Below are 14939 nucleotides of genomic sequence, written 5' to 3'. Positions count from 1 at the left end.
GGCCAGAGGGCATCTGCGTGCCCACGACATACCAGCCCCACCACATTCCACCGGTGGATCCAGGTGTGACGCACCCAATGTGGCGTTGGTTGCGTGGGATGCACCCAATGCCACATTGGGGCGTTTCGGCGGTGGCCGGGCCAAGGTCTGTGAAGGGCACCTTGAGGGAATCTGGGTCTGTGAAGGGGTCCCTCACGGACGGCCGGGGTCGGCGAGGGTCGTGAGGGGAACCCTGCGGGAATCTGGGGCTGTGCGGGTTCCCCTCACGGAACTCGTTAGGTGCGTGGGGCGAAGGTCCAGCGGGCGTGGGGGCCTGGGCCTACGGTGAGGGTTGAGTGGCCTAGGCGTTCGACGTGGCGGGTTCCGGTGGGGCGGTTGAGGGTCAGGTCGAGCTGTCGTAGGCCGACCTCGGACGCGGGGGCGGTTTCGAAGCGGATGGTGGTCTGGCCGTCCGTGGCGATGGCACCGGTGGGGAGGTCGCGGACAGTTAGGCCGCCGGCCCGGAGCAGGGGCAGGGTGTTGGCCAGGTCGCGTGCGGTGATGCCCAGGCGGACGCCGCTGACGTCGCGCATCTGGTGGCTGCGGTAGTCGTCGGGGAGGTAGCGGTTGCGGCTGATGTCGCCGGGGTATTGCTCGGGGCCGGTGTTGCCGCGCGGGTCGGCGAAGTATTCGGGGCGGTATTCCATGCCCCAGGCGCCGAAGGTGTCGTACGCGTCGGTGGTGAAGACGCCGTTGAACCACGGGATTGGCTTGCCGTCGCCGAAGTCCCGGGTCTGCAGGAATTCCAGCGGGGTCGTGATGCCCGCGTCGCGCAGGTGCTGGACCACTGTGGACAGTTGGCCGGTGTGTTCGACCGAGAGGCCCATGCCCGCCGAGCCGAGGTCGGTGCCGGGGATGTCGCCGGTGCCGAAGAGTTCCAGGTAGGTTTCCCGGCCCATCAGGTAGCGGCCGGTCCACTTCTCGCCGCCCGCGCCGGTGGTGGTGCGGACCTGGAAGTTGGCGAAGTCCTTGAGGTAGGTCGAATGTTCGATGGCGTCGGCGGTTTCGCGGTCCACGACGCCGTAGGTGTGGTTGAAGTGCAGCAGCGTGGGTTCGCTGGCCTGCGCGGTGCCGGTGGCCGTCGCGGCCAGGGCGAGGAGAGCGGCCAGGAGCTGGAGGATTGTCCGGGTTCTTCGACGTGTCGACATGGCGGAGGAGAGTAGGGCGGGCGCGGGCGGTTGGCGGCGTTTTCGGGCAATTCGACCGCAACGGCCTACTGAGAATGTCTTTCTTGTTGTCCGGTCAGGTGGAAATTAGTTCACTTGGAGCAGTGACAGTGCATCACTTTTAGTAACAGAATCAGGTCCTCGTGCCACCTGATCGGGTGGCACGTCGCGAGGGCACGCGAAAGGACCTGTCATGACCACTCTCCACTGGGGACCCGCCGGGAGGGCGCGACGGCGCCTGACCGGAGCGGTGTTCGCCGCGGCTGCCGCCCTGCTCGTGGCGACCGCGCCGAACGCATCGGCCGACACTTCAGCCGAAACCCCGGACAACCATCAGATGGGCGCCTCCATCCGGGCGCACGAGCCGGGCGGCGGGGCGGTCGCGCCTGCTGCGGTCGAGGCGACGACGCCGGGCATCGACGTGAGCAGTTACCAGGGCGCGGTCGACTGGCAGTCCTACTGGAACCAGGGCAAGCGGTTCGCCTACGTGAAGGCGACCGAGGGCATCGGCTACCAGAATCCGTACTTCACCCAGCAGTACGACGGCTCGTACAAAGTCGGCATGATCCGCGGCGCGTACCACTACGGCCGCCCGGATCTCTCCGGCGGCGCGGCGCAGGCCGACTACTTCGTCGCGCACGGCGGCGGCTGGTCGAAGGACGGCAAGACCCTGCCCGGCACGCTCGACATCGAATGGGGGCCCAACTCCGCCTGCTACGGGCTGAGCCAGTCCGCGATGGTGTCGTGGATCAAGGCGTTCAGCGACGAGTACCACGCGAAGACGTCGCGCTGGCCGGTGATCTACACGGCGACCAGCTGGTGGACCCAGTGCACCGGCAACAAGGGCGACTTCAGCGCGACCAACCCGCTGTGGGTGGCGGCGTACTCGTCGACGCCGGGCGCGCTGCCGTACAACTGGGGGTTCTACACCTTCTGGCAGTACACCTCGACGCCGCTCGACCAGGACTACTTCAGCGCGGGCATCGACCGGCTGAAGGTGCTGGCCACCGGCTGACCCCGGCCGGTCCGGGAGTCCGGTGCGGCCGGGCTCCCGGCCGGGCCCAGGCGATGACCGCCAGCCCGGCCAGCGTTCCCGGCAGTCCGGTCGCGACTTTCGCCGCGACCAGCCAGGCGTTGGCCGGGTCAAGGCTGAGCAACCCGGTCACGGCTGCCCGGACGAGGAAGCCGGCGGCGAGGACCGCGGTCGCGAGCACGAACCGGCGGCGGGCGGCGCGGTCGGTCCGGCCGCGCCCGACCACCGTCCAGGCGAGGCCGACGAGCGGCCGCCGCACGATGATCGAGCCGGTCAGCACCAGCGCGGCCAGGAGGTACCAGGCCAGGTCGGGCAGGAAAAGCCCGCTGCTGGAACCGGTTTGCCACGCGATGAAACCGGCGATGCCGACGCCGACCAGTCCGCCGAACGCCGGGCCCTTCGGATCTCCGCGCCGGACTCGGAACGCCGCGATGAGGGCGGCGAGGACGGCTGCGGCGCCGACGGCGATTCCGGTGCCTGCGATGGCGTTGAGCGGGGCGAGGACTGCGGAGGGGATCGCGGAAAGCACGATCCCGGACGGGGTGTCGATGCGCGGCGGATTCGGCTTGCCGTCAGGGAAACGTCGCTTCATTTCAATGCTCCTGACACTGACTGGGCCGCCCGGGCCGGGGTGTCGCCGTAGCCGATCGCCAGTCGTACCAGCAGATCCGCCAGTGCTGCTTGCCCGGCGGCCTCCGGCAGTGCGCCGCTGAGCACCATCGTTGCCAGCCCGTGCTGGGTGCTCCACACCTGGGCCGTGCACATTTCCGTCTGTTCCGCCGTCACTTCGGGGAACCGGCCGGACTCGACCGCCATGGCGAAAGCCTTGTGCAGCCGCAGGAAACACGCCTCGCCAGCGCGGTCGTCGTCCAGCGGACGGTCGACGAACATCGCCCGGTACAGGTGTGGTTCGGCCATTCCGAACCGGAAGAACGCCGCTGCCGCGCTGGCGAGGGCGGCCACCGGGTCTTCACCGGGCGGGTCCAGCGTTTCTTCGAGGCGGCGGAAGCCTTCCACCCGCACTTCTCGGCGCAGCTGCTCGACACTGCCGAAGTAGGTGTACACCGCCGTTGTCGACACCCCCAGTTCGCGGGCCAGCCGCCGGGTCGACAAGGCCGGACCGCCTTCTTCGGCCAGCACCTGGGCAGCGGTCGCCAGGAGGCTTTCGCGGAGTGCGGCGTCGCGCTGTCTCGGGCTCACCTCCACGATAGTAAGACAGTGTTGCGTAACAGTGCAACACTAAAAGCCGGCCAGTGCCTCCATGACCGCGCCGACGATCCGCCGGGTCTGCGGCTGGCACACCGCCCACGTCGTCAGCGGGACGTTCGGCTCGACCAGTTCGCTCCAGGCCCAGCCGGGCAGCATCCGGGTCGCGCTCGGGCGGCTGAGCAGCACCGCGTCCGCCTCGACGGCCTCCGCGCAGGCCAGCGCGTTCTCGTTGAACCGCGCGAGCCGCCAGTGCGGCGATATCCCGAGCCCGTGCGCCGCCGCGCGCATCTGGTCGTGTCCCGCCGGGACCTGCGCCCGGGAGTGCGCGAGCACCCGGACGTCGTCGAGATCCCGCAGCCGGCATTTCGCGCGCCCGAAAAGCGCGTGGCCCGGCCGGATCGCGACCCCGAACGGATGCTCGAACAGCCACCTCCCCTGCAGCGTCGACGGCGGGTTCTGGTGGACCAGCCCGATGTCGATCCGTCCCTCGCTGAGCATCCGCAGCTGCTCGGTGCTGCTGGCGTCCAGAAACGACAACGCCGCGGCCGGCACCTGGCGGCGGATCTCGGCCAGCGCCACGAGCACCCAGTCCTGCGGAATCCCCGGCGGCAACGCGATCTCGACCTGCTCCTTCACCGGAGCCGCGGACCGCGTGACCTCGCGGGTGGCGTCGGCGAGCCGCAGCACCTGCCGGGCATGCTCGTGCAGCGCCCGGCCCGCGACCGTCGGCTGGACGCCGGTCGGCACCCGGTCGAACAGCGCCGTCCCGAGTTCGCGTTCGAGGACGCGGATCTGCCTGGTCAGCGCGGGCTGCGAGATCAGCAGCGACCCGGCCGCCCGGCTGATCGACCCCTCGGTGAACACGGCGACGAAGTACCGCAGCTGGCGCAGTTCCATACCCTGGGGTTATACCCGCTTCGGTTGCCCGGCGGCGGCCGCGGGCGGAGGCTGGTCGACGGAACCCTCGCCGAGGAAGGAGCCGCTCTCCCGATGAGCCGAGTTCAGGTGCGCCGGGTCTACGACCCGCCCGAATCCACCGACGGCACGCGGGTGCTGGTCGACCGGTTGTGGCCGCGCGGGCTCAGCAAGGACCGCGCGCAGCTGGACGAGTGGCTGAAACAGGTCTCGCCCTCTACGGAACTGCGCAAGTGGTACGCCCACGACCCGGACCGCTACGACGAATTCGCCCGGCGCTACCGTGCGGAACTAGACGAACCGGAACGCGCCGAAGCGTTGGCGCGCCTGCGCGAACTCGCCGAGAAGGGTCCGCTGAGCCTGCTGACCGCGACCAAACGCAGCGACATCAGCGAAGCGGCGGTACTGGCCGAGCTGCTTCAGTTGCCTTCCTGACCGTCCGTTCCGGCGCTGCCGACCGCGATGCCGTTGCGCTCGGCGTAGCGGCTGCCCCATTCGTACAACGCGGTCAGCGCCGGGCGCAGTTCGTCGCCGGACGGGGTCAGCCGGTACTCGACCGTCGGCACCCGGCCGGCCACCTCGGTCCGGTTCACCAGCCCGGCCGCGACCAGCTCCCGCAGCTGTTCGGTGAGCACCTTCTCGGTGATCGACGGAATGGCCCGGCGCAGCTGGCCGTAACGGTGCGGGCTTTCCTTGAGCCGCGCGAGGATCACCGGCTTCCACTTCCCGCCCATGACGTCGACAGCCAGTTCGACCGCACACGAGTAGCGCGCTTTCATCCCGCCATCATCGCCTGCCGCGGGTACGCACCGGCAAGTGCGTACTAGGCGACCGGCCCGGCGAGTGCTTGGCTGATCCGGTGATCATCGAGTACATCCGGTACCGCATTCCGGACGGCGGGCACGCGGACTTCGAAGCCGCTTACCAGCGGGCGGCCACGTCGCTCGCCGCCTCGGAGGAATGCCACGACTACGAACTCGCTCGCGCCGTCGACGAGCCGGGCAGCTACATCCTGCGCATCGGCTGGACTTCGGCGGAGGCACACCTCCAGGGTTTCCGGCGCGGGCCGTGGTTTGCCGCGTTCTTCGCCGAGATCCGGCCCTATGTCGAGGACATCGAGGAGATGCGGCATTACGAACGCACCGAGGTGGCCGGTCCGGGCGGTGCGGTGCCGACGCTCTACGAATGGGCGGGCGGATCGGCCGCGCTGGCGAAGCTGACCGAGGCGTTCTACGCGAAGGTGGCCGAGGACGACGTGCTCGCCGAGGTCTTCGCGGGGATGAGCCCGGAGCACCCCGCGCATGTGGCGATCTGGCTCGGCGAGGTGTTCGGCGGCCCGGCCGCGTACACCGCGCACCACGGCGGGCACGAGCACATGATCTCCCGGCATGCCGGACGGGCGATCACCGAGACCCAGCGGCGCCGCTGGGTCTCGCTGCTGCTGGCGACCGCCGACGACGTCGGGCTTCCCGCGGACGCGGAGTTCCGCGCCGCCCTCGCCGGGTATCTCGAATGGGGCAGCAGGCTTGCGGTGGTGTTCTCCGCGCCGGACGCGGGGGAGGTGGGGGACCAGCCGGTGCCTCGCTGGGGTTGGGGGTCGGCTCCGCCTTGGAGCGGGAGTTGACGTTATTCCGTCCGCCGCAGCCGTCGGATGATGCCGCGGACCACCAGTGGCACGCAGATCGCCGCGAACAGCACCAGCGCGGCCCACGCCCCGAACCCGCCGAATCCGCCGCCCTCGTAAGCGGCGGGCTCGGCATTGCGCCAATCCCGCGACCCGCCATTGGCCTCCGAAGCATCCGGCCCCGAAGCCGACGACGCCGCGGGTCCGGACGAAGCCTGCGCGCTGGCGGACGACTTCGGCCCCTCCTTCGCCCCGGCCTTGGGTCCGCCGCCAGTCCCGCCGTGGGTCAACGCGTCCACCCCGCCCAGCCCGGCGAACGGATCCTCGGGCGCGGTGGCTCCGGCTCCCAAGCCGCCGTGGAACGTCGGGTTGGCGCAGTTGCCCGCGCTGAGCTGTTTGGCCGGACGCCCGGTGAGCCGGGCATTGGCGTTCATCATTTCCTGCGACAGGTTGGGCGGCAACGGCGAATAGCCGATCCGGGCCATGTTGAGCTGTCCGTCGCACGCGATGTGCTCGATGAACGCGGTCATCGTCTCCGTCTTGGCCCCGTCGGGATATCCGCCCTTGCAGGTGTCCCGACCGGACCCGCACGGGGTCATCAAATACGAATAAGCCGAGATGGGATAGGTCGACGGATCCGGGTTGGCGTAGACCCCGGACAATTCCTGGCTGAGGTCCGGCCGCAGGTTAGCCTTGGTCAGCGCCGCCGCGATATTGGCCGCGTACGGCAGCGTGTACTTTCCGGCCTGGTTCTCCACCCATGCGGTCGGCGCGTTGTACTTCTTCGCGTAACCGAATTCGTCGTAGCCGATGGAGAACGGGACGCTGCCGTTGGCGAGCGTCTGCGCGATCTGGTCGGAATCCGCGAAAAGCCGGTAGAAATCCGCGTCCGGGCCTCGGGTCGGCAGCTGGATCGGCCGCACTCCGGCGGGCAGCGGTCCGATGCCCTTGTCGACGTTCCGGGAGACGAAATCTCCGTACGGGCCGGGCGCGACATGGGCCACGAAGTCGTAGAACAACGCCGTGGTACCGGACTGTCCACTGCGTCCGACCAACGTGATTGGCTGATCCGGCAGCGCGAATCCGCCATTGGTGGCGCTGATCGCCGGGTCGTTCCAGCGCGTGATTTGCCGGGCGAAGATCCGCGCGATGACGTCCCGGGTGAGGTGCAGGGTGTCGACGCGCCGTCCGCCCGCGTCGGTGACGTTGTACATCACCGCGACCGCTCCGGCGACGTCCGGCACATATTGATATCCGCGCTGCTTGGCGGTAGCGCCGCCACCCCCAGCGGCTTCCAGGGAACTGACTTCCGCCTCGGTGCCGGCGAAATCGACAGTGTGATCGCCGTATTGATTGACCCCCGCCGGGGAGCCGAGCGCGCTGTAATTGACCGGAATACCGCGTGAATTGGCGCCATTCTGCCAATCGCTCATCGCGAGCCCGACATAGGTCGATCCGGACCCGTTGACCTGGCTGAACGCCTCGGCGGCCGGCGCGAGCAAAATCTGGCAGGCCAGCAGCGCGCCCGCGCAGCCGAGCCCGGCCCATCTGGTGCGGTGCATCGAAGCTCTCCCCGGATCAGCCGAAACGGCCGTGGACGTAGTCGTGGGTGCGGCTGTCTTCGGGATTCTCGAAAATCTGTTCCGTCGAACCGTGCTCGACCACCCGGCCTGGCTCGTTCTCGCCGGCGAGGAAGAACGCGCAGTGATGCGAAACCCGTTGCGCCTGCTGCATGTTGTGCGTGACGATCACGACGGTCACCTCGTCGGAGATTTCCACGATGGTCTGCTCGATCCGCCGGGTGGACGTCGGGTCGAGCGCGGAGCAGGGTTCGTCCATCAGCAGCACGTTCGGCTGCACCGCGAGCGACCGCGCGATGCACAGCCGCTGCTGCTGCCCGCCGGACAGCGCGCCGCCGGGGGAGTTCAGCCGGTCCCGGACCTCCCGCCACAGCCCGGCGCGTTCCAGGCTCTGCTCGACCAGCCCGTCCTTGTCCGCGCATTTGACGCCGGCGAGCTTGAGCCCGGCGAGGACGTTGTCGCGAATGGACATCGCCGGGAACGGGTTGGGCTTCTGGAACACCATGCCGATCCGCAGCCGGGCGTGCTGGGCGCGGGTGCCCTCGGCGTAGATGTCGTCGCCGTCCAGCAGGACCTCGCCGGCCAGGCTCGCGGTGCCGACCAGTTCGTGCATCCGGTTGAGGATGCGCAGGAACGTCGACTTGCCGCAGCCGGACGGGCCGATCAGCGCGGTCACCTCGTTGGCGGGCATCGCGAGAGTCACGTCCTCCAGCACGAGCCGGTCGCCGAACCAGGCGTGCACACCGCGCGCCTCCAGCGCCGCCGCGCCGGGCGGCGGACCGCCGAGCACCCGGACGGGTTCGCGGGCTTCGAGGGTTTCGGTCACCGGGCACTCCTGGGTTTCGTGCGGCGCGCCGACCAGCGTTTGCGGCCGATCAGCCGGGTCAGGGCGAACAGCGCGAAGATCAGCAGGATCAGCACCAGCGCGCCGATGTACCCGCGTTCCTGCGCCGAGGCGAGCGGTTCTTTGATGTAGCGGTAGACGAAGCGGGGCAAGCTTTCCTGCGGTTCGCTGAACGGGTTGAAGTTCATCGAAAGCGTGCCGAAGGAGGTGAACAGCAGCGGTGCGGTCTCGCCGACCACGCGCGCGATGCCGAGGATGATCGCGGTGCTCACGCCGGTGCGCGCGGTCGGCAGCACCACCGACCAGACTGTGCGCGCGCGGCTCGCGCCGAGGGCGAGGGACGCTTCGCGGAGGCCGTCGGGCACTAGGCGCAGCACCACATCCACGGTGCGGGTGACGGTCGGCAGCATGATCATTGTCAACGCGAGTGTCGCCATGAACCCGGAGAAGCCGAGCTGTGCGGGTGGCAGGATCAGCGCCGCGTACACGAAAAGACCGGCGACCACGGACGGCAGCCCGCTCATGGCGTCCACGAAAATCCGCACTGGACGGCGGAAGCGGGACCGGGTCTCGTTGAGGAACACCGCGGTGAGCACGCCGAGCGGAACGACGAACACGAGCGCGAGCGCCGTCTGCTCCAGGGTGCCGACGATCGCGTGCAGGCCGCCGGTCGCGGTCGCCGGATCGGTCGGCGCGACGGCGGACATGTCGTGCCCGAAGAACGCCAGCCGCAGGCTCGGCACGCCCTTGACGACGATGTAGCCGAGCAGGAACAGCAACGGGATCAGCAGTCCGACGGCGCCGCTCACCACCACGGCGGACACCAGCTTGTCGACCGCGGCGAGCCTTCCCAGCCGGTCGCGGGTGACGAGGTAGAGCATGCCGAGGTACAGCAGGCAGGCCACGACCAGGTCGGCGAGCCAGCCAGGCGACACCAGCAGCTGGTGCATCACGAACCAGGTCAGCAGGGTCGCCGACGCGGCGCAGCCGAGCGCCACCAGCCGGTCCTGCGGGGTGGTCGCGGAGGTGCGGCGGCGGACCGGGACCGGACGCGCTTCCTCGGTGCGGATCTCGGTGGCGGTCACGCGTCGACTCCCGCTCCGGAACGGCTGCGGGAAATGATCACCGACGCGGTGAAGTTCGTCGCCAGGGTGAAGGCGAACAACACCAGCCCGGCCGCCATCAACCCGCTCAGCGCGGGCCCGGATTGGCCGGCGTTGTTGGCGACGAACCCGGAAATGGTCGCGCCGCCGAACTCCAGGATGTGCACCGTCAGTTCCGGAACCTGGGGCAGCAGAAGGGAAACCGCGATCGTCTCGCCGAGCGCGCGGCCGAGCCCGAGCATCGAGCCGCCGATGATCCCGCCGCGCCCGAACGGCAGCACGACGGTGCGCACCATGCCCCAGCGCGTGCTGCCCAGCGCGAGCGCCGCCTCCTTTTCACCGGGCGGGGTCTGGGTGAACACCTCGCGGATGACCGAGGTCGTGATCGGGATGACCATCAGCGACACGACGAGCCCCGCGACGAACATCGAGTTGAACAGCACCGCGCCCGGTTTCGTTTCGAACAGCGGGAACCAGCCGAGGTTGTCGGTCAGCCACTCCGACAATGGGGTGATGTACGGGCGCAGGAAGCTGAATCCCCACAGTCCGTAGAGCAGGCTGGGAATCGCGGCGAGGAGATCGACCAGTCCGGTGAGGAACCCGCGCATCCGCGGGCTGGCGTAGTCGCTGATGAACAGCGCGGCCAGCACCGAAAGCGGCACCGCGACCGCGACCGCGATCAGCGCGACCACCACCGTGCCGTACAGCAGGCCCAGAACGCCGAAGTGCCCGGAAGCCGGGTCGAACTGGATCGTGGTGAAGAAGCCGAAACCGCTGGCCTCGAACGTGGGCGCGGCCCGGTAGACGAGGAAGAAGCCGATCACGATCAGGAGCGCGAGCACCGAAAGCCCGGCCCCGCTCGTGACGCGGCGGAAGAGCCGGTCGGCGGCCGAGGGCAGGTCGGCGAGGACGAGACGGTCCGGCGGCGCGGGGCCGGACGGGGAGGTCGAGACGGTCACGGCAGCGAGTATTCCGAGCCGGGAGCAGGGAAAGTTGGCTGGACAGCGAAGGCCCGACGGCGCGTACGTGAACCGGTGCCCGCGTTCCGTTCCCGTTTGTTGACGCCGCGCGCGACGCTGGAGAGGTTGAACCCATGAACCGCTTCAGACGCGTGGCGCTCGTGCTCGCCGCCGCGGTGCTCGGCGTCGCCGCGGTGCCGTCGGCGTCCGCGCAGACGAGCCCGCTGAACTATCAGGTGCAGGTGACCGGCAGCGATCCCGGGCACGCGCAGGACGGGGATCCGTTGCGCATCACGATCTCCGGGCTGCCCGCGGGGGTTACCGCGAACTACTACGTGTGCCCCGAGCAGGTGCCCGACTCGCTGGTGATCAACAAGTACGATCCCGCGACGAAAACCTGGTCGTGGGTCCACGACGACTCGATGGTGAACCGGGTAGCCGCTTACTGCGGCCAGTTCAACGACGAGCTGTCGAGTTCGAGCTTCAGCGGCCCGACGAACGACCGGGGCCGAAGCGTTGCCACGAAGAACATCGTGTTCGACACCTATGTGCCGCGTGGAGCGGCTTCGCCGCACTTCGTGGACAAAGATCCCGGATTCACCAACACCCCCAAGAGCGACGAGTTCCCGTGGCCGAACAATCCGGGCAACAAGCAGTTCTCGTTTTCCTGCGACGAGAACCACCCGTGCACGCTGACGCTGAAGATCACGGTCCCGCGCACGAGCACCACCCCCGTGCAAAGGGTGATCGACAGCTCGGTCAGATTCCGCGCCAGCGCGCCCGGAATCAAGATCCAGGGATGCGGCGGGGTCGGGCCGAGCACACTGACCGGGAGCATGCCCGAGCGCTTCGGGCGGACCGCGGTCGGCTGGAACCAGATGCTGTGCGCGCCGACCAAGGCGGCGCAGCCGGTCAACATCGTGAACGAGACTGAGGACGTCGGGCTGATGTCGTTCGACAAGGGCGATACCGACGTGGCGGTCACCGGTTCCGGCGGAGTGCTGGCCGCGCAGCGGGTACGGGCCCGCAGCTATGTTCCGGTGGGGCTCAACGCGACAGTGCTCGCCGCGATCGGGTGGACGCCGGACGACCGCGACGATCTCGGCCGCACGCTGAAGTCGCGGCTGTCCGGCCATCTCGCGTTCAGCTGGGACGACCTGGCCAACCTGCTGAGCAAGGGCGGCGAGCAGCCGGGCAGCACCGGCCGGGGCGGCATCTTCGTCGACGGATCCGCGCTGGTGAACCGCAACCCCGCGCTGGCCGCGATCGGCCAGAGCGAGGTGGGCGGGGCCGCTGACGCGCGAGCCGGACGCTCCGACCTCACGTTCTTCGGCGTAGCCGGGGAAGCCGGGCCGGGCACTGTGCCGCTGGTGCTCAGCAGCCGGTTGAACGGGCTTCCGGCCTGGAAGTACGCGCACTTCGTGAACCACAAAGGAGAAGCACTGAAGGGGAGCGACGGACCAGTCGGCGTGGTCACGGACCTCAACGGACTGAACCTCGGCGACGACACCGCGCACAACGTCGACGCGAAGACTGGCCGGATCAACGTGCGCAAGCAAGTCAGCAACGCCACGCTCGGGAACGGCGGGGACTGCCGGCAGGGCTGCCTGAACTGGGTGGTCACGGACCTGGCGACGGCGACGGAGAACGGCTGGACTCCGGTCGCTCTGCCCAACGGCAAAGGCGGTTACGTCGCGCCGACCCCGAAGTCGCTGGAAGCGGCGGCCTCGCACGCGAAAGAGGCGAAGGACGGCTCGATGCAGATTGTCGTCGACGACGATCCGGAGGCGTATCCGCTCACATACGTCGAGTCCGTCGCCGCTCCGGTCAACCCGCTGATCGATGCTTCGTGCGCACCGGAAGCCGCGAAGCAGGCGCAGCTCGCCACCTTCCTGAAGGCCGCGACCAACGGGGGACAAAGCGGGATGGGTCCCGGAATGGTTCCGCTGACGCCGGATCTGCTGTCCGCGGCACAAGCCGCGGCGGCGAAAGTGGGCACCGGTACAGCGACGGCTTCCTGCCACGAGCAGAAGGAAGCCCAGAACCCCGGCACGGTCGGGGGCGGTCCCGCTGCCGGTCCGCCGGCTGGAGGCGGACCGCTGGGCGGCGGCTTCGGCGGTCCGGTCGCCCGCTCCGGTTCGCCCGGTCCGGGTTCGGCGGAAGCTGCCGCGCTGGCGATGAAGGCTCCGACCCAGGCGAGCGTCCAGGAAGCGCGCAGCCTGGCCGCGGCGGTGAAGATCCCGCTGTTCCCGGGAGCAAGCGTGCTGGGGGCGCTGATTCCGTTGCTCGCCTTGGCCGCGTTGGTGTTGTTGCCGCCGGCGACCGGGTACCTGACCGCGGGCAGGCCGTTGCCACCGTGGATGAACCGGTTCGCCGGAAGGCTCGTCGCGTTGCGGCGCCGGGCATGACCGCGACGCTCAGCGGCCCGGTGCGCTTGAATCCCAAGTGGACAGTCATCGCGGTGGTCGGCTGGCTGGTCACCGCCGTGGTGTGCTTCGGCATCGTCGCCTACGCGCTCGGGCCGATGCTGGCGAACAACGACCAGCGGGCGGCGCTGTCCGTGCTGCAGGACCGGATGGCGCAGGCACAGGGCGCGGCCCGCACGCTGCTCGGCGCGGCACCGGTGACGAAACCGCCGGAGTTCGGTTCGCCGGTGGCGGTGCTGGAGATCCCGAAGCTGCACGCGCAGCAGGTGGTGCTCGAAGGCGTGGAACCCGGGGAGACGATGTCCGGACCGGGGCACGTGCCGGGCACGTCGGGACCGGGGCAGCCGGGGAATTCGGCGGTGGTCGGCCGGTACTCCGGATACGGCGCTCCCTTCTCGCGGCTCAGCGAACTGTCGCGGGGGGACAAGCTGGTGGTCGCCACCACCCAAGGGAAATCGGTCTACACCGTGACCGACGCCGCGACCCGCGACCTGGACGAGGACCGCGACTACGGCCGCACCGAGAACGACCGGCTGACGCTCGTCACGTCGGATTCGTGGTGGCCGGGCTCGGCGTCGAGCGCGACCGTGGTGACGGCTGTTTTGGACGGCAAACCGTTCCGTCCCACGCCGCAGAACGGCCGGGCGGACGCACAGGACGGTCGCACTGGCGATCCGAGCGGCTGGGCCCGGCTGGTGCTGGCGTTCGGCGGGTTCGCGGTGGTGGCGGTGGGGGCGACGGTGCTGTACCGGCGCTGGCGTTCGGTGTCGACGTATGTGCTGACGACGCCCGCGTTGCTGGCGTTGGCGGTGCTGGCGGCTTCGGCGGTGTGGCGGTTGTTGCCTGCTTGGGCTTGAGGGTGCCAGGGGCCGGGCGCGGAGAAACTCCGTGCCCGGCCCCTGGCTTGCCGGGTCAGGAACGAGTGCAGGTGACGCCGCCGGGCCCGGGCGGCAGCGGCTTGAAGCCGTGCTGGGTCAGGATGTGGGCGTAGCGGCCGCCGCAGAGCGGGCTCGGGCCGTTCAGGTCGAAGCCGATCGCGTTGAGCGCGGCTTCGTAGGACGGTGAGCGAGTGTCGATTACGTGGTAGATGCCGCGGCCGCCGAGGAAGCCGTCGGTATAGGCAGGGGCGTAGTTCGGGGCGGTGCCGGAAACCGGGGCGCCGTCCGAGCCGGCACCGGTCAGGGTGCCTTCGAAGAAGCCGGCGCGCTTGTCGTTGACGACGCCGTTGCCCTGCGCGACCCACTGGGCCACCGAGTAGAGAGCGATCGCGGCCGGCCGGTCGGCCGCGGGAATAGTCGTGGCGTCGTTTTCCTGGTAGCGCTTGACGGAGACGGGTTTGGTGGTGGGGTCGAAGCCGAGCACGATGTTGACGAAGTAGGCCAGCGTGCCGGAACCGGTTTGGGGAAGGTAGACGGCGATCGGAGCGTTGGTGCCGCCGACCTGGTTCCAGTTGGTGATGGTGCCGTCGTAGATGCCGCGCAGCTGCGTGCGGGTCAGAGTGACGCCCGCGCCCGCGCCGGTTGACGAAGCGGCCCAGGAGACGGCGTCTCTGGCGAAGCCGTAGAACTCGAACGTCGACGGATCGGAAAATGTCCGCGGGAAATCGGAGCGGGCGACCTCGATCGCGCCGTTGCCGCCGGCGGCGGAGTCGATCAGTGCGTGGTAACCGGCGATCGCGCCGTTCGGCGGCGGGTTGGCGGAGCGGTAAATGGCGCCGGGGTCGAACAGGTCGCCGGGCACGGGGAAGGTCTGGCCGGGAGCGAGAACCGGCGGGACGTTGACGTAGGTGTCGGGGTCGGTGTTCGCCGGTGAGCCGTTGGCGGCGGCGAAGATCGCGCTGGTGACCTCGAAGGTGGTACCCGCGCCGACGGCCGTGACGACCTCCTGGAGCGTGTTCGGACCTGGCACCGCGCCGGCGGTGCCGGGGGAGAGAAGTCCTGCCGTGACGGCGGCGGCCACGACGGAGAACCTGGCGATACGCGTGCGTTTCATGGGCGCTCCTCGCAGTTCTGGCCGGGAAACGGGACCGGCCCGGCCGGGG

15 protein-coding genes are annotated in these 14939 nt (G+C 69.5%); 5 read left to right on the top strand and 10 right to left on the bottom strand.

Annotated features, from left to right (window positions below; all coding sequences use genetic code 11):
* Nucleotides 1–275 precede the first annotated feature (275 nt).
* Nucleotides 276–1187 carry a DUF5829 family protein gene (locus tag ACFSVL_RS24265; RefSeq protein ID WP_378307822.1) on the bottom strand — a complete coding sequence of 304 codons (912 nt, stop codon included), beginning with the start codon at nt 1185–1187 and terminating at the stop codon, nt 276–278.
* Nucleotides 1188–1398: 211 nt separating this feature from the next.
* Here ACFSVL_RS24265 and ACFSVL_RS24260 point away from each other — a divergent pair, with 211 nt between their 5' ends.
* Complete coding sequence (locus ACFSVL_RS24260) at nt 1399–2220, top strand: GH25 family lysozyme (RefSeq protein WP_378307821.1); 822 nt, start codon at nt 1399–1401, stop codon at nt 2218–2220.
* Here the strand turns inward: ACFSVL_RS24260 and ACFSVL_RS24255 are convergent.
* The 3 genes from ACFSVL_RS24255 to ACFSVL_RS24245 are packed head-to-tail and all read right to left on the bottom strand — an operon-like array spanning nt 2177 to nt 4344.
* The gene (locus ACFSVL_RS24255) at nt 2177–2830 is read right to left on the bottom strand and encodes a DUF3159 domain-containing protein (RefSeq protein WP_378307820.1); all 654 of its coding nucleotides are present in this window, start codon (nt 2828–2830) and stop codon (nt 2177–2179) included. The two genes, ACFSVL_RS24260 and ACFSVL_RS24255, sit on opposite strands and share 44 nt — an antisense overlap.
* On the bottom strand, nt 2827–3438 hold the full coding sequence (locus ACFSVL_RS24250) for a TetR/AcrR family transcriptional regulator (protein ID WP_378307819.1): 612 nt from the start codon (nt 3436–3438) through the stop codon (nt 2827–2829). The genes ACFSVL_RS24255 and ACFSVL_RS24250 overlap by 4 nt, the downstream gene beginning before the upstream one ends.
* A 39-nt stretch (nt 3439–3477) precedes the next feature.
* Nucleotides 3478–4344 carry a LysR family transcriptional regulator gene (locus ACFSVL_RS24245; RefSeq protein ID WP_378307818.1) on the bottom strand — a complete coding sequence of 289 codons (867 nt, stop codon included), beginning with the start codon at nt 4342–4344 and terminating at the stop codon, nt 3478–3480.
* Nucleotides 4345–4437: 93 nt separating this feature from the next.
* Between ACFSVL_RS24245 and ACFSVL_RS24240 the strand changes: the two genes are divergently transcribed.
* Nucleotides 4438–4797 carry a DUF488 domain-containing protein gene (locus tag ACFSVL_RS24240; RefSeq protein ID WP_378307817.1) on the top strand — a complete coding sequence of 120 codons (360 nt, stop codon included), beginning with the start codon at nt 4438–4440 and terminating at the stop codon, nt 4795–4797.
* On the opposite strand, the gene ACFSVL_RS24235 is transcribed toward ACFSVL_RS24240, so the two are convergent.
* Nucleotides 4782–5141, bottom strand: coding sequence for a winged helix-turn-helix transcriptional regulator (locus tag ACFSVL_RS24235; RefSeq protein ID WP_378307816.1), 360 nt, complete (start codon nt 5139–5141; stop codon nt 4782–4784). The two genes, ACFSVL_RS24240 and ACFSVL_RS24235, sit on opposite strands and share 16 nt — an antisense overlap.
* Before the next feature lie 80 nt (nt 5142–5221).
* On the opposite strand from ACFSVL_RS24235, the gene ACFSVL_RS24230 reads away from it, so the two are divergent.
* Nucleotides 5222–5986, top strand: a complete 765-nt coding sequence (locus ACFSVL_RS24230) for a group II truncated hemoglobin (protein WP_378307815.1) — start codon at nt 5222–5224, stop codon at nt 5984–5986.
* 2 nt (nt 5987–5988) lie between these two features.
* On the opposite strand, the gene ACFSVL_RS24225 is transcribed toward ACFSVL_RS24230, so the two are convergent.
* Genes ACFSVL_RS24225 through pstC form a run of 4 tightly spaced genes read right to left on the bottom strand, consistent with a single transcriptional unit; the run spans nt 5989 to nt 10472 of the window.
* Nucleotides 5989–7548, bottom strand: a complete 1560-nt coding sequence (locus ACFSVL_RS24225; protein ID WP_378307814.1) for a substrate-binding domain-containing protein — start codon at nt 7546–7548, stop codon at nt 5989–5991.
* Between the two features lie 16 nt (nt 7549–7564).
* A complete protein-coding gene (locus ACFSVL_RS24220; protein ID WP_378307832.1) occupies nt 7565–8356 on the bottom strand; it encodes a phosphate ABC transporter ATP-binding protein in 792 nt (263 codons plus the stop codon).
* A gap of 32 nt (nt 8357–8388) precedes the next feature.
* Nucleotides 8389–9495, bottom strand: a complete 1107-nt coding sequence (gene pstA, locus ACFSVL_RS24215; protein ID WP_378307813.1) for a phosphate ABC transporter permease PstA — start codon at nt 9493–9495, stop codon at nt 8389–8391.
* On the bottom strand, nt 9492–10472 hold the full coding sequence (pstC, locus tag ACFSVL_RS24210) for a phosphate ABC transporter permease subunit PstC (RefSeq protein WP_378307812.1): 981 nt from the start codon (nt 10470–10472) through the stop codon (nt 9492–9494). The genes pstA and pstC overlap by 4 nt, the downstream gene beginning before the upstream one ends.
* 134 nt (nt 10473–10606) lie before the next feature.
* Here pstC and ACFSVL_RS24205 point away from each other — a divergent pair, with 134 nt between their 5' ends.
* Nucleotides 10607–12880: a hypothetical protein gene (locus ACFSVL_RS24205; RefSeq protein WP_378307811.1), complete on the top strand. Its 2274-nt coding sequence runs from the start codon at nt 10607–10609 to the stop codon at nt 12878–12880.
* Nucleotides 12877–13755: a sortase gene (locus tag ACFSVL_RS24200; protein ID WP_378307810.1), complete on the top strand. Its 879-nt coding sequence runs from the start codon at nt 12877–12879 to the stop codon at nt 13753–13755. The genes ACFSVL_RS24205 and ACFSVL_RS24200 overlap by 4 nt, the downstream gene beginning before the upstream one ends.
* Nucleotides 13756–13810: 55 nt before the next feature.
* Here the strand turns inward: ACFSVL_RS24200 and ACFSVL_RS24195 are convergent, their stop codons facing one another.
* Nucleotides 13811–14890 carry a substrate-binding domain-containing protein gene (locus ACFSVL_RS24195; protein WP_378307809.1) on the bottom strand — a complete coding sequence of 360 codons (1080 nt, stop codon included), beginning with the start codon at nt 14888–14890 and terminating at the stop codon, nt 13811–13813.
* Between the last annotated feature and the right edge of the window lie 49 nt (nt 14891–14939).

Origin of the sequence: Amycolatopsis silviterrae (genome assembly GCF_042684085.1) — a bacterium.
GTDB classification, from domain to species: domain Bacteria; phylum Actinomycetota; class Actinomycetes; order Mycobacteriales; family Pseudonocardiaceae; genus Amycolatopsis; species Amycolatopsis silviterrae.
Note: the sequence above shows the minus strand (reverse complement) of the source record. Positions and strands in the feature narration are given on the sequence as shown.